The organism is Halomonas sp. McH1-25, assembly GCF_022348165.1.
Classification (GTDB): domain Bacteria; phylum Pseudomonadota; class Gammaproteobacteria; order Pseudomonadales; family Halomonadaceae; genus Modicisalibacter.
This window is the reverse complement of record NZ_JAKRFI010000005.1, coordinates 186,250-211,843: the sequence shown is the minus strand read 5'-3', so window position 1 is coordinate 211,843 and position 25,594 is coordinate 186,250. Positions and strand designations below refer to the sequence as shown.

Annotated in this window: 19 protein-coding genes; 9 read left to right on the top strand and 10 right to left on the bottom strand. The window is 55.9% G+C overall.

What is annotated here, in order from left to right; all coding sequences use genetic code 11:
* Nucleotide 1 precedes the first annotated feature (1 nt).
* The 7 genes from MHM84_RS14560 (at nucleotide 2) to MHM84_RS14530 (ending at nucleotide 8,697) form a co-directional block, all read left to right on the top strand.
* A complete protein-coding gene (locus MHM84_RS14560; RefSeq protein WP_239267079.1) occupies nucleotides 2-1,438 on the top strand; it encodes an undecaprenyl-phosphate glucose phosphotransferase in 1,437 nt (478 codons plus the stop codon).
* Nucleotides 1,439-1,525: 87 nt separating this feature from the next.
* Nucleotides 1,526-2,602: a dTDP-glucose 4,6-dehydratase gene (gene rfbB, locus MHM84_RS14555; protein WP_239267078.1), complete on the top strand. Its 1,077-nt coding sequence runs from the start codon at nucleotides 1,526-1,528 to the stop codon at nucleotides 2,600-2,602.
* The gene (gene rfbA, locus MHM84_RS14550) at nucleotides 2,599-3,465 is read left to right on the top strand and encodes a glucose-1-phosphate thymidylyltransferase RfbA (protein ID WP_239267077.1); all 867 of its coding nucleotides are present in this window, start codon (nucleotides 2,599-2,601) and stop codon (nucleotides 3,463-3,465) included. Before rfbB ends, rfbA begins: the two co-directional genes overlap by 4 nt.
* Nucleotides 3,462-4,556, top strand: a complete 1,095-nt coding sequence (locus tag MHM84_RS14545) for a DegT/DnrJ/EryC1/StrS family aminotransferase (RefSeq protein WP_239267076.1) — start codon at nucleotides 3,462-3,464, stop codon at nucleotides 4,554-4,556. The genes rfbA and MHM84_RS14545 overlap by 4 nt, the downstream gene beginning before the upstream one ends.
* Nucleotides 4,556-6,358, top strand: coding sequence for an ABC transporter ATP-binding protein (locus MHM84_RS14540; RefSeq protein ID WP_239267075.1), 1,803 nt, complete (start codon nucleotides 4,556-4,558; stop codon nucleotides 6,356-6,358). Before MHM84_RS14545 ends, MHM84_RS14540 begins: the two co-directional genes overlap by 1 nt.
* Nucleotides 6,359-6,425: 67 nt before the next feature.
* Nucleotides 6,426-7,667, top strand: coding sequence for an ATP-grasp domain-containing protein (locus MHM84_RS14535; RefSeq protein WP_239267074.1), 1,242 nt, complete (start codon nucleotides 6,426-6,428; stop codon nucleotides 7,665-7,667).
* 91 nt (nucleotides 7,668-7,758) lie between these two features.
* Nucleotides 7,759-8,697 carry a glycosyltransferase family 2 protein gene (locus MHM84_RS14530; protein WP_239267073.1) on the top strand — a complete coding sequence of 313 codons (939 nt, stop codon included), beginning with the start codon at nucleotides 7,759-7,761 and terminating at the stop codon, nucleotides 8,695-8,697.
* A gap of 954 nt (nucleotides 8,698-9,651) precedes the next feature.
* On the opposite strand, the gene MHM84_RS14525 is transcribed toward MHM84_RS14530, so the two are convergent.
* The 6 genes from MHM84_RS14525 to MHM84_RS14500 form a co-directional block, all read right to left on the bottom strand.
* Complete coding sequence (locus MHM84_RS14525) at nucleotides 9,652-11,508, bottom strand: cellulose binding domain-containing protein (protein ID WP_239267072.1); 1,857 nt, start codon at nucleotides 11,506-11,508, stop codon at nucleotides 9,652-9,654.
* Between the two features lie 620 nt (nucleotides 11,509-12,128).
* Nucleotides 12,129-12,917 carry a biofilm regulation diguanylate cyclase SiaD gene (gene siaD, locus MHM84_RS14520; RefSeq protein WP_239267071.1) on the bottom strand — a complete coding sequence of 263 codons (789 nt, stop codon included), beginning with the start codon at nucleotides 12,915-12,917 and terminating at the stop codon, nucleotides 12,129-12,131.
* Between the two features lie 2 nt (nucleotides 12,918-12,919).
* Nucleotides 12,920-13,318 carry a biofilm regulation phosphoprotein SiaC gene (gene siaC / locus MHM84_RS14515; protein ID WP_275445783.1) on the bottom strand — a complete coding sequence of 133 codons (399 nt, stop codon included), beginning with the start codon at nucleotides 13,316-13,318 and terminating at the stop codon, nucleotides 12,920-12,922.
* 1 nt (nucleotide 13,319) lies between these two features.
* Nucleotides 13,320-13,853, bottom strand: coding sequence for a biofilm regulation protein kinase SiaB (siaB, locus tag MHM84_RS14510; RefSeq protein WP_239267070.1), 534 nt, complete (start codon nucleotides 13,851-13,853; stop codon nucleotides 13,320-13,322).
* On the bottom strand, nucleotides 13,850-15,937 hold the full coding sequence (gene siaA / locus MHM84_RS14505) for a biofilm regulation protein phosphatase SiaA (protein ID WP_239267069.1): 2,088 nt from the start codon (nucleotides 15,935-15,937) through the stop codon (nucleotides 13,850-13,852). The genes siaB and siaA overlap by 4 nt, the downstream gene beginning before the upstream one ends.
* Nucleotides 15,938-16,164: 227 nt before the next feature.
* A complete protein-coding gene (locus tag MHM84_RS14500; RefSeq protein WP_239267068.1) occupies nucleotides 16,165-18,105 on the bottom strand; it encodes an exoribonuclease II in 1,941 nt (646 codons plus the stop codon).
* Between the two features lie 477 nt (nucleotides 18,106-18,582).
* On the opposite strand from MHM84_RS14500, the gene MHM84_RS14495 reads away from it, so the two are divergent.
* Together MHM84_RS14495 and MHM84_RS14490 are read left to right on the top strand one after the other, a co-directional pair.
* A complete protein-coding gene (locus MHM84_RS14495) occupies nucleotides 18,583-19,395 on the top strand; it encodes a Cof-type HAD-IIB family hydrolase (protein ID WP_239267067.1) in 813 nt (270 codons plus the stop codon).
* Between the two features lie 34 nt (nucleotides 19,396-19,429).
* Nucleotides 19,430-20,503, top strand: a complete 1,074-nt coding sequence (locus MHM84_RS14490; protein WP_239267066.1) for an AI-2E family transporter — start codon at nucleotides 19,430-19,432, stop codon at nucleotides 20,501-20,503.
* Nucleotides 20,504-20,520: 17 nt separating this feature from the next.
* On the opposite strand, the gene MHM84_RS14485 is transcribed toward MHM84_RS14490, so the two are convergent.
* The 4 genes from MHM84_RS14485 to MHM84_RS14470 all read right to left on the bottom strand — a co-directional run bounded on the left by MHM84_RS14485 (nucleotide 20,521) and on the right by MHM84_RS14470 (nucleotide 25,254).
* Entirely contained in the window at nucleotides 20,521-20,967 is a 447-nt protein-coding gene (locus tag MHM84_RS14485; RefSeq protein ID WP_239267065.1) for a universal stress protein, read from the bottom strand.
* A 98-nt stretch (nucleotides 20,968-21,065) separates the two neighbouring features.
* Nucleotides 21,066-22,100: a TIGR01620 family protein gene (locus MHM84_RS14480; RefSeq protein WP_239267064.1), complete on the bottom strand. Its 1,035-nt coding sequence runs from the start codon at nucleotides 22,098-22,100 to the stop codon at nucleotides 21,066-21,068.
* Nucleotides 22,097-23,503 carry a YcjX family protein gene (locus tag MHM84_RS14475; RefSeq protein WP_239267063.1) on the bottom strand — a complete coding sequence of 469 codons (1,407 nt, stop codon included), beginning with the start codon at nucleotides 23,501-23,503 and terminating at the stop codon, nucleotides 22,097-22,099. The genes MHM84_RS14480 and MHM84_RS14475 overlap by 4 nt, the downstream gene beginning before the upstream one ends.
* A gap of 155 nt (nucleotides 23,504-23,658) precedes the next feature.
* A complete protein-coding gene (locus MHM84_RS14470) occupies nucleotides 23,659-25,254 on the bottom strand; it encodes a solute:sodium symporter family transporter (protein ID WP_239267062.1) in 1,596 nt (531 codons plus the stop codon).
* Nucleotides 25,255-25,594 lie beyond the last annotated feature (340 nt).

Below are 25,594 nucleotides of genomic sequence, written 5' to 3'. Positions count from 1 at the left end.
AATGGATACATTAACCAAAAGACCTTTTTTGCTGGAACAGAACAATAGAGACATTTCTCGCCAGTCATCGACGAATTTCGGGTCGCTTCTACGAATTCTGGATTTCGTCTTGATGTTAGGAGGAATTCTGGTCATCGGTATGTACCAGTCGGAATTCGCTGGCCTGGAATGGCTACTGCTTTATGGTTGTATCGGCTGGATTCTTTACCATGCGGGTGCGAGTTATCTTAGTTTTTACGGTTCGTGGCGTGTCTATTCCCTGGCACGTGAATTGCTTCAAGTGGCGCTGGTATGGTTTTTGTCCTTCAGTTGCGTTGCGCTTGCTGCACTATTGCTATTTAGCGACGAAGCGCATGTACGCAATGTGTTGCTGCCCTGGGGCGCCGTGGTGGGCATGGGCATGCTGTGTTATCGCGGTTTGCTGCGCCTGTTTCTCCATCGTCTGAGGGAGCTTGGGCTCAATAACCATAATGTGGCGATCGTCGGATGCAGCCCTTCCGCGGAGCGTTTGAAAAAAGGCTTCGAGGCGGCCCCCTGGATGGGATTCAGGGTCGTGGGCCAATATGACAAGCTGCGGACAGGAGTCGAGGCCGACAGCACAGTCCTGAATGTCCTCGATGTCCAGGAATTGATTCGGCTTGCTCGCAATGGCCAGATCGACCGGGCCTACGTCACATGGGAAATGAGTCGTGAAGCGGATATCCGTGAACTGATCGAAGCACTCGCAGATACGACGGTCTCCCTGTTTCTGATTCCGGATCTGCTGGTTTCCGATTTGATGTATTCCCGGGTCGAGCCGATCAATGACGTGGTGACGGTCAGCATTTACGATTCGCCGGCCTATGGGCCAACAGGTTCGTTGAAGCGCGTCGAGGATATCGTGCTCAGCCTGGTGATACTGGGGATCGTGTCATTGCCCATGTTGTTGATTGCTCTGGCGGTCAAATTCACCTCTGCCGGGCCCGTCCTGTTCAAGCAGACCCGCTATGGTCTCGATGGCCGTCCGATCAAGGTCTATAAGTTTCGTACCATGAAGGTCATGGAAGATGGGTCGGTGGTCACCCAGGCTACGCGCTACGACAGCAGAATAACCCCGGTGGGGGCGTTCCTGAGACGAACATCCCTGGATGAACTGCCGCAGTTCATCAATGTCCTGCAGGGCAGAATGTCCATCGTCGGACCAAGGCCGCATGCGGTAGCGCACAATGAACAGTATCGCGGTCTGATTCATGGCTATATGTTACGTCACAAGGTCAAGCCCGGAATCACTGGATGGGCACAGATCAACGGTTGGCGCGGCGAAACCGATACGCTTGAGAAGATGCAGAAGCGAGTCGAACTCGACCATGACTATATTCGCCATTGGAGTCTAGCTTTCGATTTGAAAATTATATTTATTACCGCATTCAAGGGCTTTTTCGACAAGAACGCATATTAATGTGCCTTTAACCTCTTTTTTGACTAGTGCCTGTCGCTGAGCTGCCTGCTCAATCGCGAATAATTTATAAATATCGTTTGGTGATCTATGAAAATACTAGTTACTGGTGGTGCCGGATTTATCGGCTCAGCGGTAGTTCGCCATATCATTGAAAATACTCAAGACGAAGTCATCAACCTTGATAAATTAACTTACGCAGGAAATCTAGATTCTTTAGGCCTGGCTGCTACCAGCCCACGTTACTTCTTCGAAAAAGTGGATATCTGTGACAGTGTCGCGCTAAAGCGTGTCTTTACCAAGCATCAGCCGGATGCAGTCATGCACTTAGCGGCGGAAAGCCACGTAGATCGCTCCATTGAAGGCCCCGCTGCCTTCATCCAGACCAATATCGTAGGCACTTACCAATTGCTGGATGTGGCCTTGAATTATTGGAAAGGGTTATCCCTTGATCGTCAAGCAAGTTTTCGCTTTCATCATGTATCGACGGATGAGGTCTATGGCGACTTGGCTGGCATGGATGCATTGTTCACTGAACGCACATCCTATCTTCCCAGTTCACCCTATTCGGCGACCAAGGCGAGTTCCGATCATTTGGTACGAGCGTGGCATAGAACGTTTGGCCTGCCTACAGTGGTAACATCCTGCTCGAATAATTATGGGCCTCACCAGTTTCCTGAAAAAATGATACCTTTGATGATTCTCAATGCTATCGAAGGCAAACCTTTACCCGTCTATGGGAAGGGAGAGCAAATTAGGGACTGGTTGTACGTCGAAGATCATGCCCGAGCCCTTTATACCGTGTTAACCAAGGGCGGAATAGGCGAAACTTATAATATAGGGGGTAGTAACGAGAAGAAAAATATCGTAGTCGTCCATACGCTGTGTGAACTATTAGAAGAGTTGGCTCCATCCAAACCAAACCATGTCCGTTATTATAGCGACCTGGTGACATTCGTAGAAGATCGGCCGGGCCACGACCTGCGTTATGCCATTGATGCTGGGAAGATTCAGCATGCGTTGGGATGGATGCCTCAAGAAACGTTTTACTCAGGAATTCGCAAAACAGTTCAGTGGTATTTGGATAACTTATTGTGGTGTCGACGCGTACAGGACGGCAGCTATCAGCGTGACAGGTTGGGACTGGCCAACAAGGAGGTGGCATGAAAGGGATTATTCTGGCCGGAGGGAGTGGCACCCGGCTTTACCCGATCACCATGGGCGTATGCAAACAGCTACTGCCCATTTATGACAAGCCAATGATCTATTACCCCCTCTCCTTGCTAATGCTAGCGGGGATTCGGGAGATTCTCATTATCGTCAACCCCGAAGACAAGGAGAGGTTTAAGCATTTGCTGGGGGATGGCAGTAAATATGGTATAGCGCTCAGCTACGCCATACAGCCCAGTCCGGATGGTTTGGCACAAGCTTTTATTATCGGGGAAGAGTTCATCGGCAACGACTCCGTGTGTCTGGTGCTGGGCGATAACATTTTTTATGGACAAGGCTTCACTGAAAAGCTCAGGTGTGCGGCGGAGCTTGAGAAAGGTGCCCTTATTTTCGGTTATCAAGTCAAGGATCCGGAAAGATTCGGTGTGGTCGAATTCGATGAAGATTGCCGAGTCCTTTCCATTGAAGAAAAGCCCGATACACCGCGCTCGAATTATGCGGTCACTGGCTTATATTTTTATGATAATGATGTCGTCGAAATCGCCAAGCGAGTTAAGCCGTCGAGCCGCGGCGAACTGGAAATCACTAGTATCAACCAAGCTTACTTAGAGCGTGGAGATCTGCGCGTTGATTTGCTGGGCCGCGGCTATGCTTGGTTGGATACCGGTACCCATGAGAGCTTGCTCGAAGCGGGTATGTTTGTCCAGACCATTGAGCGCCGACAGGGACTGAAAATCTGCTGTCCCGAGGAAATCGCCTTTTTCAATGGCTGGTTAGCGGCTGAGCAGGTGGCCATGGCAGGCGATTCTCTTGTCAAGAACGGCTACGGTCAGTACTTGCTAAAGGTAGCGACATCATGATTCCTGTAACACAACCTTATCTGCCCAGTCGTGAAAAGCTTTCCCACTATATCGATGGAATCTATGCCCGCAATTACCTGACCAATAACGGTCCTCTGGTCCAGGAACTGACCCGCCGTCTGGAACAATATTTGGGGGTAGAGAATCTTCTGCTGGTAAGCAACGGCACGTTAGCCCTGCAGATTGCCTATCGCGCTTTAGGCATTTCCGGACATGAGCGAACCCAGCGTGTAGAAGCCGTGACTACCCCTTTCAGCTTCGTCGCAACGTCAAGTTCACTCAAGTGGGAAGGCGTCGACCCGGTATTCGGCGATATCGATCCCGGCACTTGGTGCCTGGATCCCGCTACGATCGAGCCGGCACTTTCTTCTTGCACACGAGCCATCGTGCCGGTGCATGTGTTTGGAAACTGTTGCGAAGTCGAGGCGATAGAGTCGACCGCTCGAAAACATAACCTTAAAGTGATTTACGATGGAGCGCATGCTTTTGGAGTGAAATACAAGGGGCAGAGTCTATTAAATTATGGTGATGCCACTACCTTGAGCTTCCACGCCACCAAGCTCTTTCATACGGTGGAGGGTGGGACCATCGTGTTCAAGCGAAAAGAGGATTTAGAGAGAGCCAAGCACCTCATCAATTTCGGGATTTCAGGGCCTGACGAAATCAGTGAGCTTGGCATTAATTCTAAAATGAATGAGTTTCAGGCGGCGATGGGGTTATGCGTATTGGATGAAATCGAGATCAATCTCGGGGAAAGGGAAAAAATTTGGCATAGTTATGCTAAGGAATTGGCCGGACAGTATCAGTTACAATGCCTCAATAGCCAAGGGAGCTGTAACTACTCTTATTTTCCAATCGCTTGTCATGACGAGCAGGAACTGTTGCAAAAAATAGCAATTTTTAGCGATTTCGGTATACAGGTGCGGCGCTACTTTTACCCCTCGTTGGATCAAGTCGAAACATTTGGGAGAGGGAGGGGGAATTCGGTTTCCGGTCAGTTGGCAAGACGAGTCATGTGCTTGCCCATTTACCAAGGACTAAATGTCGATCTTGTTCTACAACAGTTCCGAACATACAGCGAGGCTGTCTAATGTTTTACTACTTGAAAGAACTGTATTTTCTACTTGGCGCCGAGCAAAGAAAGAAACTGTTCCGCTTGCAGTTACTTGCGGTCGTCATGGCCTTTGCGGAAATCGCCGGCGTTATTTCGATAGGCCCTTTCATGGCCTTGGTCGGCAATATGAATCAGCTGGAAGGGCAGGGGCTACTGGCCGATGTGTATCGTGCTAGCGGTGTCGAAACGCCACAAACCTTCCTAATTTGGGTGGGTAGCTGCGTTTTGGCGCTACTGTTTGCCTCCGGATTGTTCTCGATGTACACGATCTGGCGCATGTCGATGTACGGTACGCACGTCGGGGCGGAACTCAGCAGCCGTCTCTATAATTATTACATGCACCAAGGATGGTTGTTTCATGCTAGCGGTAACAGCAGCACCCTGACCAACCGTATCGCTGAAGAATGCCAACGGGTGATGATGCACATCATCATTCCCTTGATGCACATGAATGCCAAACTCACACTGGCTGTATTCATGGCTTTAGCCATCTTCATCTACAATCCTATCGTTGCGCTATCGGGCGTAGCTATTTTCTTGGCATCTTACTTCCTGCTCTTCAAGACGGTGAGAAAGAAGTTGGTGAATAATGGAAAAACCATCTCACATTCACAGACGATTCGCTTCAAGCTAATGGCGGAAGGCTTTGGAGGAATCAAGGACGCCTTGCTGCTTAGACGACAGGACATTTTCACCCAGCGTTTCAACGCCGCCAGTGAAAAGTATGCTGATGCCTTGGGCGCGAATCAGGCATTGAGTTTGGCTCCCCGTTATGCCATGGAAATCGTGGCGTTTGGTTGCGTCATTTTTTTGGTGCTTTTCCTTTTGGTCAGAAGTGGCGGTAATGTGGTTGCGTTACTACCTGTACTCTCCATATATGCGCTAGCAGGATTAAAAATATTGCCAGCCCTGCAACAAGTTTATAATAGCTTGTCGCAAATTAGAGGGCACATGGCAGCCTATGAGTCGATACGTGAAGAGTTGAAGGCAAGCGCGCAGTTTACCGTGAGTAGTGTGGACTATTCAGCCAAGCAGGAGAAGTTGACACCCAAAAAAGATATTGTACTTAAAGATGTCGGGTTTACCTATCCAGGCAAGATGGATAAGGCCTTGGATGAAGTTGACCTGATAATACCTGTCAACCAGACGGTTGGTCTGGTAGGAGCTTCAGGGTCAGGGAAATCCACGTTGGTAGATATACTATTAGGACTCATCGAGCCGGACCATGGCAATATTTTTGTCGATGGCCGAGCACTGACCAAAGAGACTTTGGCCTGCTGGCAGAATGCCTTGGGTTTCGTTCCGCAGAGCATTTTCCTGGCTGATGCTAGCATCAAAGAAAATATCGCTTTTGGCTTGCCCGAAGAAGCCATTGATATGCAGCGCGTGGCGGACTGCGTGAGACAGGCCCATCTTGATGAATTTCTCGACAAGCTGCCAAATGGCATGAATACCAGAGTGGGAGAGCGTGGAGTACAGCTATCTGGCGGGCAGCGGCAGCGTATCGGTATTGCACGGGCGCTTTACCATGAGTCGGACGTGCTTGTGCTGGACGAGGCCACTAGTGCTCTGGATGGTATTACTGAAAATCACATTATGCAGGCGATACAGGGTTTTTCAGGGCAGAAAACGATTATCATGATTGCGCATCGATTAGCGACGGTAAAGCAATGTGATCTCATTTACTTGATGCGTGACGGCAAAGTGGTGGATCAGGGCCGCTACGAAGACTTGGTCGTGAGGAACGAAACCTTCAAGCGCATGGCTGAGCATGCGTAACCATTACAATCATTGCCTTCAGTGACAGCTGAAAATTTTAGTTAAATTATTATTAGTGGGGTGGGTCATGAAGAAACTATTGTTTTTAGGTGCTGCACCGACACAGATTTCTCCTATCGAATATGCTCTTGAAAAAGGCCATTATGTCATCACATGTGACAATAAGCCTGAGAATCCAGGGCATCGTCTGGCACATGAGTCATACGTTGTTTCCACCACTGATAAAGAAGCCGTGCTCGGCTTGGCGAGGGACAAGCAGATCGATGGAGTCGTTGCCTACGCTTCGGATCCAGCCGCACCGACGGCAGCCTATGTTGCGGAACACTTGGGGCTGCCGGGCAATCCTTATGAATCCGTACTGATTTTGTCTCATAAAGACAAATTCAGAGAGTTCTTGCACAAGCATGGATTCAACGCGCCGCGCTCAAGGTCATTCGTTGAAGAATTGCCAGCACGGGAATGGTTACAGCAACTGGCCTTTCCGGTTTATGTAAAGCCTGTCGACTCATCGGGTGGCAAGGGAATCACTGTATTGGAGAGTGAGGAAGGCTTTTCCGCTGCTTTTGCCCATGCTAAAAGCTTTTCCATAGAAAAGAGAGTGATTCTCGAAGAGAAAATTCCCAATCGTGTCGGTTACCAGAACGATAGCGATGTGTTCATGGTTGATGGAAAGTTAAAATTCTGGGTCTGGGGCGACAGCCATTTCAATTATACTTGTAGCCCACCATTTCAAGCCGCAAGCAGCTTTCCTAGCGTGCGTCCGGATGCGCTATCAGCCAAAGCCCGAAAAGAACTGGAGCACATCTTGTGGCTACTTGGATTCAAGGTTGGAGCTTTTAACGTAGAATTTATCATTGATGATAAAGATGAAATTTGGTTCTTGGAGGTTGGGGCAAGAAATGGCGGAGGAGGAACGGTCGATGCCATCAAGTATGCGACGGGGGTCGACTTGGCGAAATACACTGTAGACGCTGCGCTCGGTGATGATTGTAGTGAACTACATGACAACAAGACACTGGGTTATTGGGCAGAGTGCTTGGTTCATTCAAGTGAAGAGGGTGTGATGCAAAGCTTAATGCTCTCTGATTCGCTGAAAAGAGCTATTATCAGGCAGAATATCTGGGCCAAGCCGGGCGACTATATATACAAGGCAAAAGGTTCTAACCATGCCTTGGGGACCATGATACTTAACTTTAAAACAAAAGATGAAATGCTCGATGTTTTAGATAACATTAGTCATCATGTTAAGGTCGTTTTTATAAATTCGCAGGTTGCTCAAGAGGGTAATGATTGGCTGCATGCGGTATAGTTTTTGAGTAAATAACAATCGGGTATGCCATGGGCGTGCTGCGATAGCGCTTCGTGCCATCGCTATGTACTTGATAGGGGTTTGTTTAGTCATGATGGTAAGTGTTTGCTGTACTACGTTTAATCATGTCAATTATATTGCCTCTGCCATTGAAAGTTTTCTCGCTCAAGAAGTGGAGTTCTCTGTTGAAATATTGATCCATGACGATGCTTCTAGCGATGGAACGCAAAGTGTCTTAGAGTCGTATGAAAATCGTTTTCCAGAAAAAATAAAAGTTATCTACCAAACGGAAAATCAATATTCAAAAGGCTTGGATCCGCTTGTAAGCGTTTTGTTTCCCATGGCCAGGGGGAAGTACATCGCCATATGCGATGGGGATGATTACTGGACGGATCCGTTTAAGTTAAAAAAACAGGTTGAGTTCTTGGAGAGTAACCCCGACTATGTGATTTGTGGGCATGATGCTTATATATTCAACGAGACGGGGGTCATAAGGCATTCTAAGTTACCTGAGGTGCATAAGCAGGATGCTTCATCTCTACAACTTCAAAAGAATAGAGATATCTTGACTTTGTCTGCCTGTTTCAGAAATGTAGGTGTTTCTGTGCCGGAAGAGTATGCATATGTACTTAATGGCGATACTTTTTTGTTTTCATGGCTAGGCACTTTTGGAAAGTATAAGTACATGGGGGATATCAAGCCAGCTGCTTATAGGGCCCATGAAGGTGGTGTCTGGTCGCTGTTGGATACAAAAAAGAAGAGAGCCAACTCAATGCTTACGTATTATTGGCTGGCTCAGTATTATAAAAGAGTTGGTTCAAATGATGTTGCTTTTTATCATCTGTCTCAAGCAGTATACGTAGCGGTTGATGAGTTATGTGCATTAGGGTTTAGAAAGTTTGTTACACTGAACTACGTTCTCGTGAAGTCCTTGGCGCAAAAAAGCGTACCTCGCGCTTTTGGTTTCCTCCGTATGATAAGGAATCGCGTGGTCTTCAGGATTCCAACTATCACCAAACACGATTATTAACCATATTGAGGTGGGTCATGTACCAATGCCCCAATTGCAATAACTTTGGCGTTTATCCGATCAAGCGAAGATGGTGGCAGCGCTTGCTCAATCTTTCTCACCGCTATTATTGCTATGATTGCGGCCAAGACTGTGTTCGTCCTCTGGTCGTGGATGCTGGGCACGAGGATTTAGCGCCCCAAGGGAGCAGGGCATCTGGTGACATTCACGGCGATAAAACAGAAAAGCCTATGAAAGCTTCGTGACGAGATGGAAATGTAATTTTTCGACATTAGAAGTCTCGTATGGATGGTTTCTGCCTCTCCTTGCTATGATAGGTAGCTATTAGTCTCTTATCTGAGAAAAAGCCCGGGCCGGATAGGCATCGTTGAGTGTCAGAAAGATCTGATTGCTGTTCGTCCTCGTACCCTCATTTCGCTATGGCCTCACCGTTAGCCAAGGTCGCACTAGCACGTGGCACAAGATTCTTCAGCAGGCCCTATCGCACGCATTGGCCTCCTGGCCTCAAGTTGTCATTCCTTGCCCGGCTTATGCCGGGTTTTTTTATGCTCTGCTCTTTTTGAGCCGGCATCGCCTCTTGCCCATGCTCTTTGAGGCTGCCTTGATGCTGGCTTCGCTGTTTCGCCGCTCACTGGCTCCGCGGACGAAGGCGAACACGCATAAGACAGCGATCAGATAGCATACGACCCCCAACAACCAATAGTTCATCCCTCTTCTCCCTATGCAGTGCTGCTTGCCTCCTTCGGCTGCATGTCAAAAAGCGTTAGCACTTCGTACGTTTTTGCGGCTTTCTGGACTGAGCCGCAATTCTAGCGAATATCCAACTTCGGTTGCAGAATTTTCATTTTTAAGCCTAACCAGGATGCACTGGACGAACTTGAACGGGGCGTCCAGACGTGGGCAGCCAACCTTACCGGAGTAACCCGGTAAGGTTGGCTTTTTTATGCAGCAAATTTATTGCCAGCTAACGTATTCTGCGGCTTGCGATGCATCGATACCTAGCAGTGGAACTTGCATAGCCTGCGTCTCGTTGCCTTGGACGCTCATTTCACTGGGCAAGGCCAGGTCATCTCCGTAGGCCCTGTAGGCGAAGCGCCACACTTCTCCTGGGTCGAGCACGCTGGATGAATCATCGTTGATACGATAGCTATCGTCGTCTTCACTGGCGACACCATTCCAGACGATATCGAGATCGTCGGGCAAGTCGAACTGCACCTCCGGATCGGCGATCTTTTCGTCCGAGTTGTTCGCGATGAAAATTTCCGCGACATAACCATCGTCCCATTCGCTCTTGATCCGGCCGCTGACGGTCACTTCGTTATCATCTACCTGTTCACTCTCTGGGCGCGGAGCGAAAGACGTATCGAGAATCTCCTCGATATTGGGGGGGGCGAAAGTGTCTTCCTGGGAAGTTCGGCCGGACTCGACATCCAGCACAGTACCGTCGCCGAAGGCGACCTGCTCTATATCATGCAAAGTGTCTTCGTTCACCCGAACGGTATCACCACTGATGTGGATATCGCTTTCATCGTAGTCCTGCAGGTAGTAAGCGGTATCGTCGCCCTCGCCACCATCGAGAATGTTCTTTCCCCAATCGTTCGCCGGTCCTCCTTGCAGGATGTCGTCTCCCTGGCCGCCCCGCAGAGTATCATTTCCCAACCCTCCATTGAGATAGGCGCCGTCGTCAGAGCCCTGCACGACATCGTCGCGGCGCGATCCGACGAGATATTCGAAGGTCACCTGATTGGCATCGGCCTCTGTAATGGCGCCATAGCTGGCATTGCCGTCGTTGATCCATAGCGAGGTAGAGAGGTCATCCGCGCCACGTATCGACTGGTCTACCTGCACTCTGTTGTCATGATCGCGGCCGCCGTGAAAATTGATGTCGCGGTCCGTGGAGCGTACATGGATGTCGTTGCCTACCGAGGACCGCCACGAAGCGAACAGGAGGCTGTGGCGCATGCCGCTGTCGGCCAGATTGGTATAGTCGCCGTCGTAGCTCTCACGCAGTTCGTAAGCGTAGCCGTTGCCGCCACTGCCCTTGTTGAAGGCGCCGTGAGCTTGAATATCGTTGACGTGATTGTCCAGCGTCTGGGCAAAGTGGTAGGCGATGGACGGACCATTGATGACTTGGATATCCTCCAGCTTACTGTCCACCGTACCGTTCAGATAGACAGCCATGAAGTCCTTGAGATCCGTTTGTGTATTCCCGAACGTGCCATTGTCGGGAGTTCCCAACTCGAACTCGATGCCGAATCCCTGAAGGACAACGTCATTAACGACATCGAGGCGTTCGACCCGGGTCTTGCCATCTTCGAAATCGAAATGCACCCCACGATCGAGCGTGACCGTATTCCCGTCGGTGGACTCTACGCGGGCCATGCTAGTACGCAGGGGCGAGTTATCCTTGCGCCAGGCCGTGTCGCCGATCTCATCGAAGAATGCCGAGTCGTTGTCCTGCCAAAGACGTAGCGTGTCGCCGGGTTCGAGGCCGTGGGCGGAATCCAGCGTGATCCGATGCTCGCCTTCATCGACGTCATTGGCCAGCGTTCCTACCCTGTCGCTGTCGCTGCCGTTCAACTGGATGGCATAGTCATCGCCGCTGTCGAGCGCTCGGTCTGTGAAGATCAGAGTGGTCTTGCCACTGCCCTCGCCCTTTAGCGTAACGTCAGAGCGTGTAATGGTAAGTGTGTCATCGAATTCGTAGTTGCCTTCGCTAAATTCGAAAATGGTGCCTTTGGGGGCATCATCGATCATTTTTTCAAGCTGTTGGGCACTGATGCCCTTGTCGATTCTTAGGGTGCTGCTCATGCAATGTCTCCAGTAAGCATCTGAATGCTTCTGGCAGATCCGTTGCCGACGAAGCGGTGCCTGCCGCGGTTAGTTATTAGAAAGGGCAGTCCCGGTCGAGACACTGCGTACCACAACTCCATTTCCGGGATAGCTGCCTGGTTATCGCTGGACAAGCGGGCGGATCCTACCGAGCAGGCGAAACGCAGGGCAACCGAGCGTTTGCTCGGTATCACGGTTGCAAAGTAATTTTGTTTATTGAGGTGATGCCAATCGGAGACACTTGGCCTTGTTATTAAGTTTCTGATTTTTATAATAAATTTAGTTTCATTCGAGGAGGGAAGTTTAAGGATTACTTCAGAAGAGAAAGCTGTGTTACGAAAGTATGTTTTTTGTGATCACAAAAATGTTTTTATCACTGTTATGCTGTGCACCGTTCCGATAGCCCATGAGTAGAATTACGCTAAGAGTTGGGCATTGGGTAATCCCGCGCGGACCTTTATGACCTGCGCATCGAGTTTGTCGGGGTGATCGGCCAATGGCTGACCGACAAGTTGGCGCTGGAGGCGGCCGTGGGCGATCTCGAAACCCGCGATCTGGACGAGGCCATGGCGCTATTAGGCAGGCTGAACCCCGCGTAATCAGGGCGCCAGACGATATTGGTCGCGACCCTCCCGCTTGGCCGTCAGCAAGGCAGCATCGGCTCGGTTGATGGTACTCTGGGGCGACTCATCGGCACGGTGTTCGGCGACGCCGACACTGGCCGTGACCGCCAGACTGACGCCGCCGACCTGCAGTGGCAGGGCGCGCAGGCGAGTGCAGATACGCTCGACGGTCTGGCGCGCCTGGTCGAGCGTAGTATCGTTCAGCAACAGCAGAAATTCCTCACCGCCCCAGCGGCCGCATTGATCGCTGGCGCGCAGCTGCCTCTTGAGTACGCCGGCCAATTCGACCAGCGCCTGGTCGCCGGTCTCGTGACCGTAGCGGTCATTTATGTGCTTGAAGTGATCGACATCGACCATCGCCACGCAGAAGGGCCGGCCATGGGATTGCGATCGTTGAGCGGCCTGCTTCAGGTGGTCGTCCAAAGAACGGCGGTTGGCCAGACCGGTCAGTGGATCCTGGGAAGAGGCGGTCTTGAGGGCCTGGTTGCGTTCGCGCATCAGTTGCTGGTAGCGATCGGAGATGCGCGACAGCTTGCGTTCACGCTGCACTTGTCGATCGTACTGTGCCTTGATGGCCTGCAGGTCCTCGCGGGTGAACTGCTGGTAACTATCGGCGATGCTGAGCAGCCGGTCGAGTCGCTTGGTCTGCGCCATATGTAGGCGGTAGAGTTCCTTGAGCGCCTGCTGAAGAGGGTGACCCCGGTAGTCCGGGGCGTCCACCAGCGTCTTGATATCGGCCAGCCGCCGCGTTTCTTCCTGGGTCACGGTCAGGCCTGTTGCGGTGCAATGGTGAACGGAAAGCTGCAGTCTTCACGAAACTCTTCGGCGAGTTCGGCAATACGCTCGTTGCGCGGGTCATAATACCAGCGTACCTGAACGTCCTGTCCGGCTTGGTGTGCCTCTTCGAGCATGTCGAAGATATCCATCATTACCTTGACCGAGCTGGTATTGAGATAGACGAGCCCAAGGTCGAGGCGCAACGGGCGATTGCCTTGAGACAGGTAGCGTTCCACCCAGTCGATGACCTGGCCGAAAAGTTCGTAGGAGTTTTCCGGATAAGAGTCCCCCTGCATGGCCAAGCGGCCGGCTTGCCACTCTCCCTGTACGGCCGGGGTGGATTGGCTGCCGGTAATATCGAGGTCGTTGGTCATTGTCGGTGTGGCCATGTCAAACGGTGGCTGTGAGGCTAAAGAAACCGCGCCCATCGGGCAACTGCTCGAGGGACGCCTGCAATGGTTGGCTGGATTTGCGCGCCATGTCGAGAATGCCCAGGCCGGCGCCGCTACTCGCTGCCGCTTCGCGGGGTTCACGTAACTGACGCTTGTAAGCCTGCTTGAGTTCCGCCTTGTCGAGTCCTGCCAGGTCGTGGATGCTCTCGACCAGGTGTCTGCCGTCCTGAAATTCGACGAGGTTGCCGGCCGATACCAGGTACTGGCCTTGTTCGTTCTTGGCCACCGCTACGGTGGCTATGGCGTCTTCATCGCCATAGCCCTGCTGGCGCGCATAGTGGCGAATGTTCTGTGTCATCTCGATGTAAATGGCGAAGACGTCCATGGCCGACGACGGCGTGGCATCCTGGCTCGACAGGTAGTTGCGCAGTGCGTTACCGATCTCTTCGATCAGACTGCGCGATATCGGGCCATTGAAGCACAGCATGATGCGCTGCTGCTGGTAGCCCTCGCGCATGGCTAGCAAGTTCATGGCATTTCCTCGTGTAGTGACTCGCTCCTTGGCGAGACTTTCTCAGCCGACGTCGAGCGATGTCGTGCGCCGTCCTGTTCGTGAGCGGCATGGAAACGAAAGCTCAGTACCGTAATATCGTCGCGCTGAGGTAGCTCGCCCTGATAAGCGTCTAGCTCGGCTTCGAACATGGCGACCTGCCGTGCGGGAGAGAGCTGGGCATGGGCGATCAGCATGGCCTCGAAACGCTGGGTGCCGAAACCGAAGCCATGCTCGCCGCCGGCCTGGTCGAGGAAGCCATCGGTACACAGGGTGTAGGTCCATCCGGCATACAACGGTTGCGTGATGTTGGAGTAGGTCGTGCGACGTTTTTGCGCTATGGCACGCTTGGCGCCGCGCTGGATTTCCAGTTGCCTTCCATCGCTGGCGTATAGCGACATCTTGGCTCCCGCAAAGGTCAGGGTGGACTCCAGCCGATCGACCCAGACCAATCCGATATCCATGTTGGTGGCGATCGTCGACGGCAATGCGTCTTCCTGAAGCAACTCCCGACTCAAACGGTCGGTGGCGTTGAGAATGCCCGCGGGATCGTCTTCCCCAACTTCGAGGATGGCATGGTCGATGGCGGCGCGCGCCAGCATGGTCATCAGCGCACCGGGCACGCCATGCCCGGCACAATCCACGACGCCCAGCAGGTAGCCCCGCGGCGTGGCGCGAAAGACATAAAAGTCACCGCCGACACGATCGCGAGGACGCCACAACACGCCGTAATGATGTTCCAGTGAGTTGGCGATCTGGCGTACCGGAAGAATGGCGCGCTGGATGATGCTGGCATATTCGAGAGAATCCTCGATCTGGCGCTGGGCCCACGCCATTCGAACGTTGGCCTGCTCGAGTTCGCGGGTCCGTTGATGCACCTTGGCCTCAAGTTGCTGAGTATGCTGTGCGACCTGGCCGGCCATGCACGAAAATGCCCGTGACAGCTCGCCAATTTCGTCGTGACGATGCACAGGCAGCCGTGGGCTATAGTCGCCGCCGGCAATCGCCTGGGTTGACTGCTGTAGATGGCGAAGAGGCGTGATGATCAGGCGGTTCGTGGCGACGATGAACGCCAGCAGCAGACAGGTCAGGAGCAGGACGAGGCCGAGCATTGCGCCCCATAGCCAGCTAGGATCGATAACTTGTGCCGCCTGGATGTCCAGCGCAGTGATCATTAGCCAGTCCAGTGTGGGCATGTAGCCGACCGATAGCAGCTTTGGGCGACCATCCAGGGTGACCTGCAGCGTCTGGATCGTGCCCGGCATTTGCTCGGCCTGCTGCATGACTTCAGACAAGGCCTCGCGCTGGGCATCGGTGTCGAGCAGGGACTGGACGCGCTGCTCGCGGTCGACCAAGGCGGCACCGGCACCCGAGCTGAAAGCGATTCGCTGGGTATCGGGATACGCCTGTAGCGCACCGCGGCGATCGGCGATCATTGGCGTGATGCCCTGGGCATCGCCGCGGATGAAATCATCCAGGAACCCGCTCAGATCGAGACCGCTGCCGGCCATGCCCAGAACACGGCCGGTATCGCGTACCACCACGTTGAACCAGACCTTGGTAACGCCGAGCTTGGTGTCCACGTTGACATTGATGTTGTAAGGCTCGCCGCTCTCGATGGAATGGAAGTACCAGCGATCGTCGGGGTCATCGGCACTCAGGCGATAGCTGGGCCGCAGCGCGCCTGTGAGGCCGGCCTCGTTGAAGTAGTAATTGCCGCTGTCATTGGCGACGACGAAGTAGGCATGATCGCTGAAATCCTGGCGATAGCCTTCGGCTTCCTCGAGGAAGTCCGCCTGATGCCGGGTATCGGCTTCATTGGCCAGCCAACGACGGGTGGGCAACGAGTTCGCGAAGCGTTGCGACAGGGCCAGCTCGCGCGTTACCGGCGCCAGGATGCGCTGCATGTGCAGTAGCGTATAGTTTTCGGCGTAGGCATTGGCAAAGTGCCGACGAACGTCGTCGATGGCCTGCCAGCCGATAAGGGCGGCGGGAACCAGGGCGATGAGACTGGCCAGTAGCAAGGCCAATGCCGACTTGCCACGCAATCCCCAGCGAATTGCCATGGATGTTTCCCCTGCGACAAGAACGGGCGTGGGTTGGTGTTCTGGTTGTCGCCCGCAAGGGCGTAACATGCCACAAAGCGCCGTTGGCAGCGAGATGGCTCATTGTCCGATGAGGGAAAACCTGACGTTTTTTGACGAGTGACAGGTGGGTCGAGCCAGGAAGTGGAGGGCAGCGGGGACAGGCCATGACATGGCGGCCACAGCGGGCCGCCATGTCAGGGGGGGCGTTAGGCAGCCGGACGGGCCACTAGTGAGCGCGTATCCTCGCGCGCCTCGGTCAGCACGACCTGGGTAACGTCGCCAAGCTTGAAACGCTCGACGCCTTCGACCTGCACGCGGCCTTCCTTGTCGTCGATTGCCACCTTGTCGCGATCGCTGTGGATCAGCGGGGCGGGAACGAAGGCGGTGGCACCATTGGCGGTGAGGCGCACGCGCATACCGCCACGGTTGATGCTGACGATCTCTGCCTCGAAGGTCTGTTGCGCCTCGGCGGCAGGGGTCAGGTAGCGCACGTACAACCAGTCCTTGACATCGCGCTCGGCCATACGGTTGAGCTTGCGACGCTCCGTCAATTGTTCGGTCAGCGCTGCGCTGGCCTCGGCCGGGGCCTGCTCACCCTTGAGGACGCGTTTGATCAGGCGATGGTTGACCATGTCGCCGTACTTGCGGATCGGTGAAGTCCAGGTGGCGTAGGCGGGTAGTCCCAGGCCGAAATGCGGACCGGGTTGGGCCGACATGCTGGTGAAGCCCTGGAACTTGCGCAGACGCGCATCCAGCCAGGCATCGTCGCGGCTTTCCAGCGCGCGCTTGAGCTCGCGATAGCGGGGCAGTTCCAACAGCGCCTCGCGTTCGACCTCGATCTGCTGGGCCGTCAGGAATTCCAGAGCGGCATCGGCCTTCTCGGGCTCGAAGGCGTTATGCACATTGAAGATGCCATGGCCGACCTGGGCGGCGAGCAGATCGGCGCAACAGGCGTTGGCCGCAATCATCGATTCTTCGATCATGCGATTGGCGATACGCCGATCCTCGATACGTACTTCGAGAACATTGCCGGCGTCATCGAGATCGAATACGTAATCCGGACGATCCTTGAACACCAAGGCATGTTCGCTGCGCCAGGTGCTGCGCGCCTCGGTCAGTTTGGCCAAGGCCTTGAGCTGCTCGTCGATACCGGCTGCAGGTGTCCATTCACCCAGGCCGTCGAGCCAATCGGAAACGTTGTCGTAGACCAGGCGGGCATGCGAGCGTACGTTGGCAGCGAAGAAACGGTAATCGCCCAGACTGCCGTCGGCATTCACATCCAATGTGCAGGCCAGCGCCGGACGGTCCTCGCCTTCTTTCAGCGAACACAGGTCATCGGCCAGCACTTCGGGCAGCATGGTGACGTTCTGCCCCGGCAGGTAGACGGTAAAAGCCCGAGTCTGCGCTTCCAGGTCGGCGGCATGCCCCTCTGCGACATAGGCGGTCGGATCGGCAATCGCCACGGTCAGGCGCCAACCACCGTCCTCGCGCGTTTCGACGTGCAGGGCATCGTCCATGTCGCGGGTCTTTTCGCTGTCGATGGTGAAGAAGGGCATTGCGCTGAGGTCCTCGCGTGTCAGCCCTTCCTCGAGCAGCGGCCAGTCGTCGCCGGCCTGCGGTGAGGCCTGCTCCAGCGCATGACGCGCCAGGGTGACCCGCCATGGCACTGCCGGATTGTCGGACTTGGCGATCAGCTCATCGATCTGCGTGAAGAAAGCGCGATCGTTGGGCTTGAGCGGGTGACGCACCAAGCGTGCGACCACCCAGTCGCCATCGCCGAAGCTTTGCTCGTCGAGGTTGTTCTTGACCCGCGCCTTGAGCGCATTCTTGATCGAGGGATGATCGGGAATCACGGCCAGACGGCCTTCACGCTTCTGAACGCGGGCGATGAAGCGGTCCAGGCCCGCTTCGAGCAGGGTCTCGGGCTCGACGGACTTTTTGTCGCCTTCCTCCTTGAGGACGGCCTCGACGCGATCGCCATGAAGTACCTGCTTCATGGCGGGGGGCGGCACGAAGTAGGACTCGCCATTGTCGGTTTCCAAGAAACCGAAACCGCGGTCGGTCGCCTTGATCACACCCTCGACGCGGGGCGTGTTCTCACGGATCTGTTGCTTGAGCTGCGAAAGCAGCGCGTTATTCTGCAGCATGGGGAGTCGGTACAATTGGCGGGAACAAGCAGTCACTATACGGATTCGGGCTGCCGCCGCCAATCGCCGCACGGCACCGAACGTTCAGACCAGCGCCATATCGAGCGCGAGCCGTCCGGATGATGTGGGAATCCGGGCGGCGCGTAGCTTCTCACTGGAGAGAAGGATGAGGCTGCCCATGAAGATCCGGACCCTGCTTTGGTCAATGACGCTTGCGATGTTGGCAATGCAGCAGACTGCCGACTGAACGGGCCCGGTATCGCCCCGCGCCGGCGCCATCGCAACCTTCGGGATGGCGACAATGCTGGCCGAAGGTTACAGCGGGGCGGATGCTTAATCGATCAGGCGCACAGTGGCGGCGGAAGCGATGGAGACGCTACGTTGCTTCTGGCCGGGATGCATATGTAAGGCCGTTATGCGTTACCCTTGCGATGCACAGACACCAGTAAAGATGCCGCGAATCAATCAGGATACTGCATGCAACCCCATCTGATCGTGACGGATCTCGACAATACTCTGCTCAGTGCCGAGCACACGCTCGATCCGCTGACCATCGAGACGTTTCGGCACCTGGCCGGTCAGGGGCATCATATTGCCTTGGCCTCGGGGCGCCATTACCGAGACATAGCTGCATTCCGTCATCGGCTAGGCGTCTCGGCCTATATTTTGAGCACCAACGGAGCGCATCTCTATGCCCCCGACGATACGTTGATCGCGGAGCAATGGGTACCGCATGACCTGGTTAGGGAATTGGTACGGCTGCCTCGCGGCAGCGATATCCGCTTGAACCTCTATACCGGCGACGGCTGGCTGATCGATGCGCCGGCCCCCGAGTTGTTGAAGTTGCACGCACATACCGGGTTTCGCTATGAAGTCGCCGATCTCGAAGCCCACGATGGCAGCGGTGTCGGCAAGGTGCTGTGCATTGGCGATCCCGAGGCACTGGCGGCCTTGGAAGCGAGCATCCAGGCCAGCCTCGGGACTCGGTTGCATGTCACCTACTCCATGGCGAATTCCCTGGAAATCATGGCCGAGGGTGTCAATAAGGGTGCCGCTCTCGAGCGTCTGCTGGCACGGCTCGACATCCCGGCATCGCGCTGCTTGGCGTTCGGCGACAATCTCAACGATGCTGAGATGCTGCAAGTGGCGGGTCATGGTTTCATCATGGCTCGGGCGCATCCTGATTTGCCGGCTCGCGTGCCCCAGGCCGAACGAATCGGTCATCACCACGACAGTGGTGTCGCGCGGCGCTTGCACGAGTTCTTTGCCCTAAACATAGCGGTGAACTGAGAAGCAAGCCATTCACATGACAGGGAGTGTCATTGTGACATCCAACGAACATGATCTTCACGACTTTCGTCGGCGCGTCTGGATCGTCGCAGGCGTTGCCACGGTCACTGTCTCGGCGCTGGCGGCCGTGTGGTTCGGCTATCGTATCCTGATGCTGATCTTCGCTGGCCTATTGCTCGCGCTGTTCTTTTCGATCCCCGCCAACTGGCTACAACGACACACGTTCCTTACTCACCGCTGGGCATTGGGAGTCGTGCTGGTCGTGCTGGCTGGGTTGGGCGTTGGGTTCGGCTTCAAGTTCGCCATGAGCCTCAATCAGGAATTCGCTCAACTGACTCAGGTCGTGCCCGGCTCGCTCGAAGCGCTCAAGGAACAACTGAGAACCTGGCCCCTCGGCTCGTATATCGTCGATGCCTTCGACCGGGCGCCGTCGCTCGAAAGTGCTATGCAGGATTGGTCATCGCGGGTGTCGTCGCTGTTCTCGACCACCTTCGGTGTGCTGCTCAACGTCGTGGTTATCGTCTTCATCGGTCTGTTTGCCGCCTTCGAGCCATCGATCTATCGCAAGGGACTGATGCGGCTAATCTATCCCTCGCAGCGGCCGCGCATTGCCGAATTGCTGGGTACGCTCAAGTACCGCATGTCCTGGTGGCTGATCGGACGGCTGTCGTCGATGACCGCGATCGGGGTGCTTTCCGGAGTGGGCTTGTGGGCACTGAACATTCCAATGGCGTTCACGCTCGGCCTGCTGGCGGCCATGCTGTCGTTCATCCCTTATCTGGGACCGGTGATGTCGGCCGTGCCAGCGCTGCTGGTGGCGTTTTCGCAGAGCCCCATCAGCATGCTGCATGTGGCCATACTCTATGTGGCGATCCAGTTCCTGGAGAGTTATGTCATCACGCCGCTCATCCAGCGCGAAGCGGTCAGCATCCCGCCGGCGCTGCTGTTGGCCGTGCAGGTCTGGCTGGGGCTGTTCGCCGGACTCATCGGCCTGCTGGTAGCAGAGCCGTTGATCGTACTGTGCATGGCCGTGGTGCAGAAGCTATACGTGGAAGATTGGGTCGAACGCAACCCGGCAGCGACCTCATCGGGTCCGTCCGACCCGTAGCCTTTGCGGTGGATATTCTAGGGACGATGTACGGTGATCACCTCGCAATCGGCGGCGTGGGAAACTTTGTGCGACACGCTGCCGACCACCAGCCCGGCGATGTCGCTCAGGCCACGACTGCCCATGATCACCGCATCTACGCCCAGCAGGCTGGCCTGCTCCAGTATCACGCGGGCCGGGTCGCCCTGCTGGATGCTGACATCGACATCGCTCACACCATGTTCCATGGCTTCCTGCCTGGCGCCCTCGGCGACCTTCTTGCCGGCACGCTCGACCGCGTCCTGGGGCGCATCCATCAGCACGGCGCCAGCTCCCCAGATAAGCCGGGTGTCGTAAGACAGAACTTCGGGAACATGCAGGATATGCACTCGGGCTCGATCCTGAACAGCTAGCTTGCAGGCCACGGCCAGGGCATGCCTGGCGTTTTCGGAGCCGTCGACGGGAACCAGCAGCGTCTGATACATGGTTGCCTCCACAGTAGCGAGGAAGGTAATGGCGTTCGCTTCCATCAGCGTAGCTTGCCTGGCATATGCAAACGCTGACCCCCATCAAACGAACGGTATCATTGACGTTCGTCCTCCGATGCGCTTTCCAGACGACGCAGACGTTGCCAAAGCTCGCTGCGCAGGTCGCCGATACGCGGGGCGCTTTCTTCGTCGAAGGGCAGGGGGCGCATCAGGCGCATGGCGCGCAGGCCGAGCCGGGCCGACAGCAGGCCCACACTCAGGCCTTGCCCGGCACGGGTCGATAACTTACCGGCCAGATTCATGGAAAACAGCTGCATGCTGGCGTCGGAAACCATTTCGCTGGTGCCGGCGAAGGCCATGTTGGCCAGGACGCTACGAAACAATTTGAGCCGGCTGGCATAGCCCAGTTCCAGTCCATAGAGCGCGGCGATACGGTCGAGCATCGCCAGGTTGCGCCAGGCCACTAGCATCATGTCGACCAGGGTCAGCGGGCTCACGGCGACCATGATGGCGGTATCGCCGGACATACGGGAAATCAGGCGACGGGCTTCGCGGTCACGCGGCGCCAGCAGGTGATGCGACAATAAGGCTTGGGTTTCGTTGCCGTCATGATGCATCTGGTGGGCTTGCAGGAAGGCCTGCCAGTGCGGGTCGTCGCGGTCGAGCTGCATCTGCTCGCGCAATCGTTCGGCCAAGCGGGAGGCCTCGTGGCCTGAGGCCGTATCGAGACCCGTCAGACGCTCGCGCAAGGCGGCGTGCCGGCGCAAACGGCGCAGCCGGAAGAGTTCGCGCAACAGCGCCGAGCCACCGAGCCCGAGGGCCAGCAGACCGAGCGCGCTCCACGCACCACTCAGCAGATCGCCACTCAGCGACGAGACATACAAGGCTTGGCCGGCCTCCACGGCACCGAGCGTAAGGCTTCCTCCCAGCAGGGCCAGCAGCCCCCAGCGGCGCTTGCGAGGGCGTGCCAGGCTACGGTCGAGGGCGACATCGGTCGTAGCGGGCAGCTCATCGTCCAGCGTTCGCGAGCTCGTGTCGACTGCGTAGGTTTCTGCCGGGCGCAGGTCGACCGTGCCGTCCAGGGAAGAAGAGTCCAGCGAAAAGCGCTGGCCCGGTTGCGGATCGCTCATTTCAGCTTGTCTCCGATCAGCCAGTCGATAGCGGCGTCCATGCGTATGTGGGGCAACCCCTCGCCGCGGGCCTCCCGTGTCAGGGGGCGGAAGGCGGTGAAGGCAAAGCCTTGGCGTGCCCAGAAGTCTGGGCGTGGCAGGCGCGTGGGCACTTCGCCGGGAAACACCAGCGTCTCTTCGCCGTCCAGCGTCACGCCGCGCAGGGCCGGTGTGCGCTTGCCCTGATGCTCCACTTCATGTGCCTGGGTGGCCCGGATCGAGGCCAGCGACAACGCCTTTACCGGGACATCGGCGAAGCGTAGATCCTTGATCGGCTCGGCCAGCAGGGCCTCGAGAAGAGCCACGAGGTGGGTGTGCTGCTCCGGTGTGACATGGTCGGCCTTGGTCGCTGCAATGGCCAGGCGGTCGATGCGTGGCGAAAACAGCCGGGACAGCAGGCTGCGCTTGCCGTAGTCGAAGCTGCGCATCAATGTAGCCAGGGCGCGCGACAGATCCTCGAAGCGCTCCGGGCCGGCGTTGAGCGCACCGAGCACGTCGACCAGCACGATTTGCCGGTCGAAGCGCTTGAAGTGTTCGCGGTAGAACGGCTTGACCACATGCTGCTGATAGTATGCGAAACGCTTGGCCAAGGTACGGTAGATGCTGTCTTCGGGCAGCGCCTCGAGACGTTGCCGGTCCGCATTCTCAAGCTCCAGCAGGGGAAAGAATTGCAGCACCGGTGCCCCATCCAGATCGCCGGGCAGCAGGAAGCGGCCCGGCTGTAAATCTGAAAAACCGGCATTGCGTGCGGCTTGCAGCGACGCGGCGTAGTGCCCGGCGATCTCGGCCAGTTCGGCCTCGTCGGCAGTGGCGGCCGGGTCCAAATGCTCGACCGTAGCCAGCCAGTCGCTCGCCAGGGCACGGCGTTGCGGTGACAGCGTTGCCTGCTGGCGCTGGCTCCAACTGAAGAAATCGTGCTCCAGCAGCGGTAGGTCGAGCAACCATTCGCCGGGATAATCGAACAGGTCCAGCGTCAGTGTGGCCGAGTCGCTGCCCAGCGTACCGAATAGCCCGTTGTTCTCGGGGCGGTAGCGGATATGCAGCCGTAACTCGCTGATGCCGCGTGTCGGCTCAGGCCACTGCGGCGGCTGCTGATTGAGCGACGCAACGGCTTGATCGTAGGGAAAGCGCGGTACCCCCAGGTCTTGCTGAGAGACACGCTGGGCGCCCAGCAGGCGTCCTTCACGGGCTGCCGGCAGCAGGGCGAGGCGCGCCTCGACACCGGCGTGGCGCAACTGATGCACCAAAGACGTCAAAAAGGCCGTCTTGCCGGCCCGCGACAGCCCGGTCACGGCCAGCCGAAGCTGCCGGTCACGGCTGCGCTCGATGAGATTGTTGAATTCGCGAGCCAGGCTCTGGCGCATGGGGTGTCCGTTTTCGATCGGGTTCAACTGTTTAATCTGGAGACGATGGGCGTCGCTGACAAGTCGCGAATCCCGTTCGTTGCGGCAAAGGCCGCAAACACGACGCCCCGCCGGGTTGACCGCGGCGGGGCGTCGTGGCGTGAAAGGCCGAAGCGTTATCCCGCGAAGGCCAAGTAGATGGCGATGACCAGAACGATCAGCACGATCCCGGACGGGATAGCCCCTTTCCATGGAGTCAGGTCGACTTGACCGCTGTCTTCATGCACCCAGGCGGTAGTGCGCGGGCGTACCTTGCCCAGAATCAGCATGAGCGCCACCAGCAGCACGAACACCAGCGCCACGAAGTGGAAGTTATGGATCACGTCGAGAACCGCCGTGAACGGCGGCACGAAGTAGACCAGGCCGATGACGATACAGCCACCGATCAGCGAGATCTTGGCGCCGATGGCGGGAACCCGCTTGGTCAGCAGACCGACCAGCACCACGGCCAGGATGGGGATGAAATACATCGCGTTCATCTTCTGCAGGTAGCCGAACAGGCTTTCCTGACCCGCCAGCAGCGGGGCGATGGTCATCGAGGCGAAGGCCAGGATCCAGCCGAAGATCTTGCCGGCACGCACCACGTGCTCCTCGCTGGCGTTCTTGTTGAACACTTCCTTATACAGGCCGAGGCTGAACAGGGTAGTGGTGCTGTTGAGTGCCGAGTTGAACGACGACAGGATCGCACCGACCATCACCGCTGCAAAGAAGCCGGTGAGATACGGCGGGAGCACGTTGAACACCAGGTGACCGTAGGCTTCGTCGGCGCGTACGTCCTGATCGGCATACAGGTAGAAGGCAATGATGCCGGGCAGTACCAGATAGAGCGGCCCAAGCAGCTTGAACAGGCCGGTGAGCAGCACACCCTTCTGGCCTTCTGCCAATGTCTTGGCGGCGAACGTGCGCTGGATGATTTGCTGGTTGGTGGTCCAGTAGAACAGGTTGATCAGGAATACGCCGGTGAACAGCGTAGCGAAGGGCACCTGCTGATCTTCGCCGCCGACCGAGTTCAGTTTCTCGGGCACGTTCTGCTTGAGCGTATCCCAGCCAGCCATTACACCGTTATCGCCACCCACTGCCTGCAAGCCGAAATAGACGATCACGAAGCCGCCAACCAGCAGGCCGACGCCGTTGAGCGTATCGGAGACGGCAACGGTACGCAGACCACCGAACAAGGCGTAGACCGAGCCGATCAGGCCGACTACCCAGACGGTCGACCACAGCAGTACGGTATCCGATTGGATACCGGTCAGGCCCTGCAGATCGAGCATGCCGGCGAGTCCCACTGCGCCGGAGTAGAGAATGATCGGCAGCAGGATGACCGCATAGGCGAGCAGGAAGATGATATTACAGATCAGCTGCGTGGTTTCATCGAAGCGGATTCGCAGCAGTTGCGGCACCGTGGCGATACCGCTGCGCAGAAAGCGCGGCAGGAAGAACAGGGCCAGGGCGACAAGGGCGATGACGGCGATGACTTCCCAGGCCATCACGCTCAGGCCGTCATTGAAGGCGGCACCGTTGAGGCCGACCATCTGTTCGGTAGACAGGTTGGTCATCAGCAACGAACCGGCAATCAAAGGGAAGGTCAGGCTGCGTCCGGCAAGGAAATAGCCGCGGGTACTGTTGTGATCGTCACGCCGGGTGACGAGCCAGGTGATCAATGCGACCAACCCGGTAAAGAACAAGAACGAGAATAGGGTGAGGGCATGCATAGAAGGCATCCTTGTATGGCTTGACTTGCCTGTGTCCGATCAGGGCAGTGCGAAACGTAACGCAGTGACAACGCCAACAGGGCTGCTCGAAATGATTCCGGGCAGCCCCTATTGGCGCTATTTTCTGCCGTGCGGCACCGTGTACAGACTCCGCTGCGTTTCACGGTGTAACACAGTATATAAGCATGAATCGATTCTTCCATGATCCGTTGTTCGACATACGGTCATGAATGTCAGGGTAACCCAAGCAGAAGAGCCGGCGCTATAACAAATCGTTACCGAAAACAGGACTTTAAATTAGTTAAAGTTGCATGGCTACGTTGGGTATCACTACGCTTAG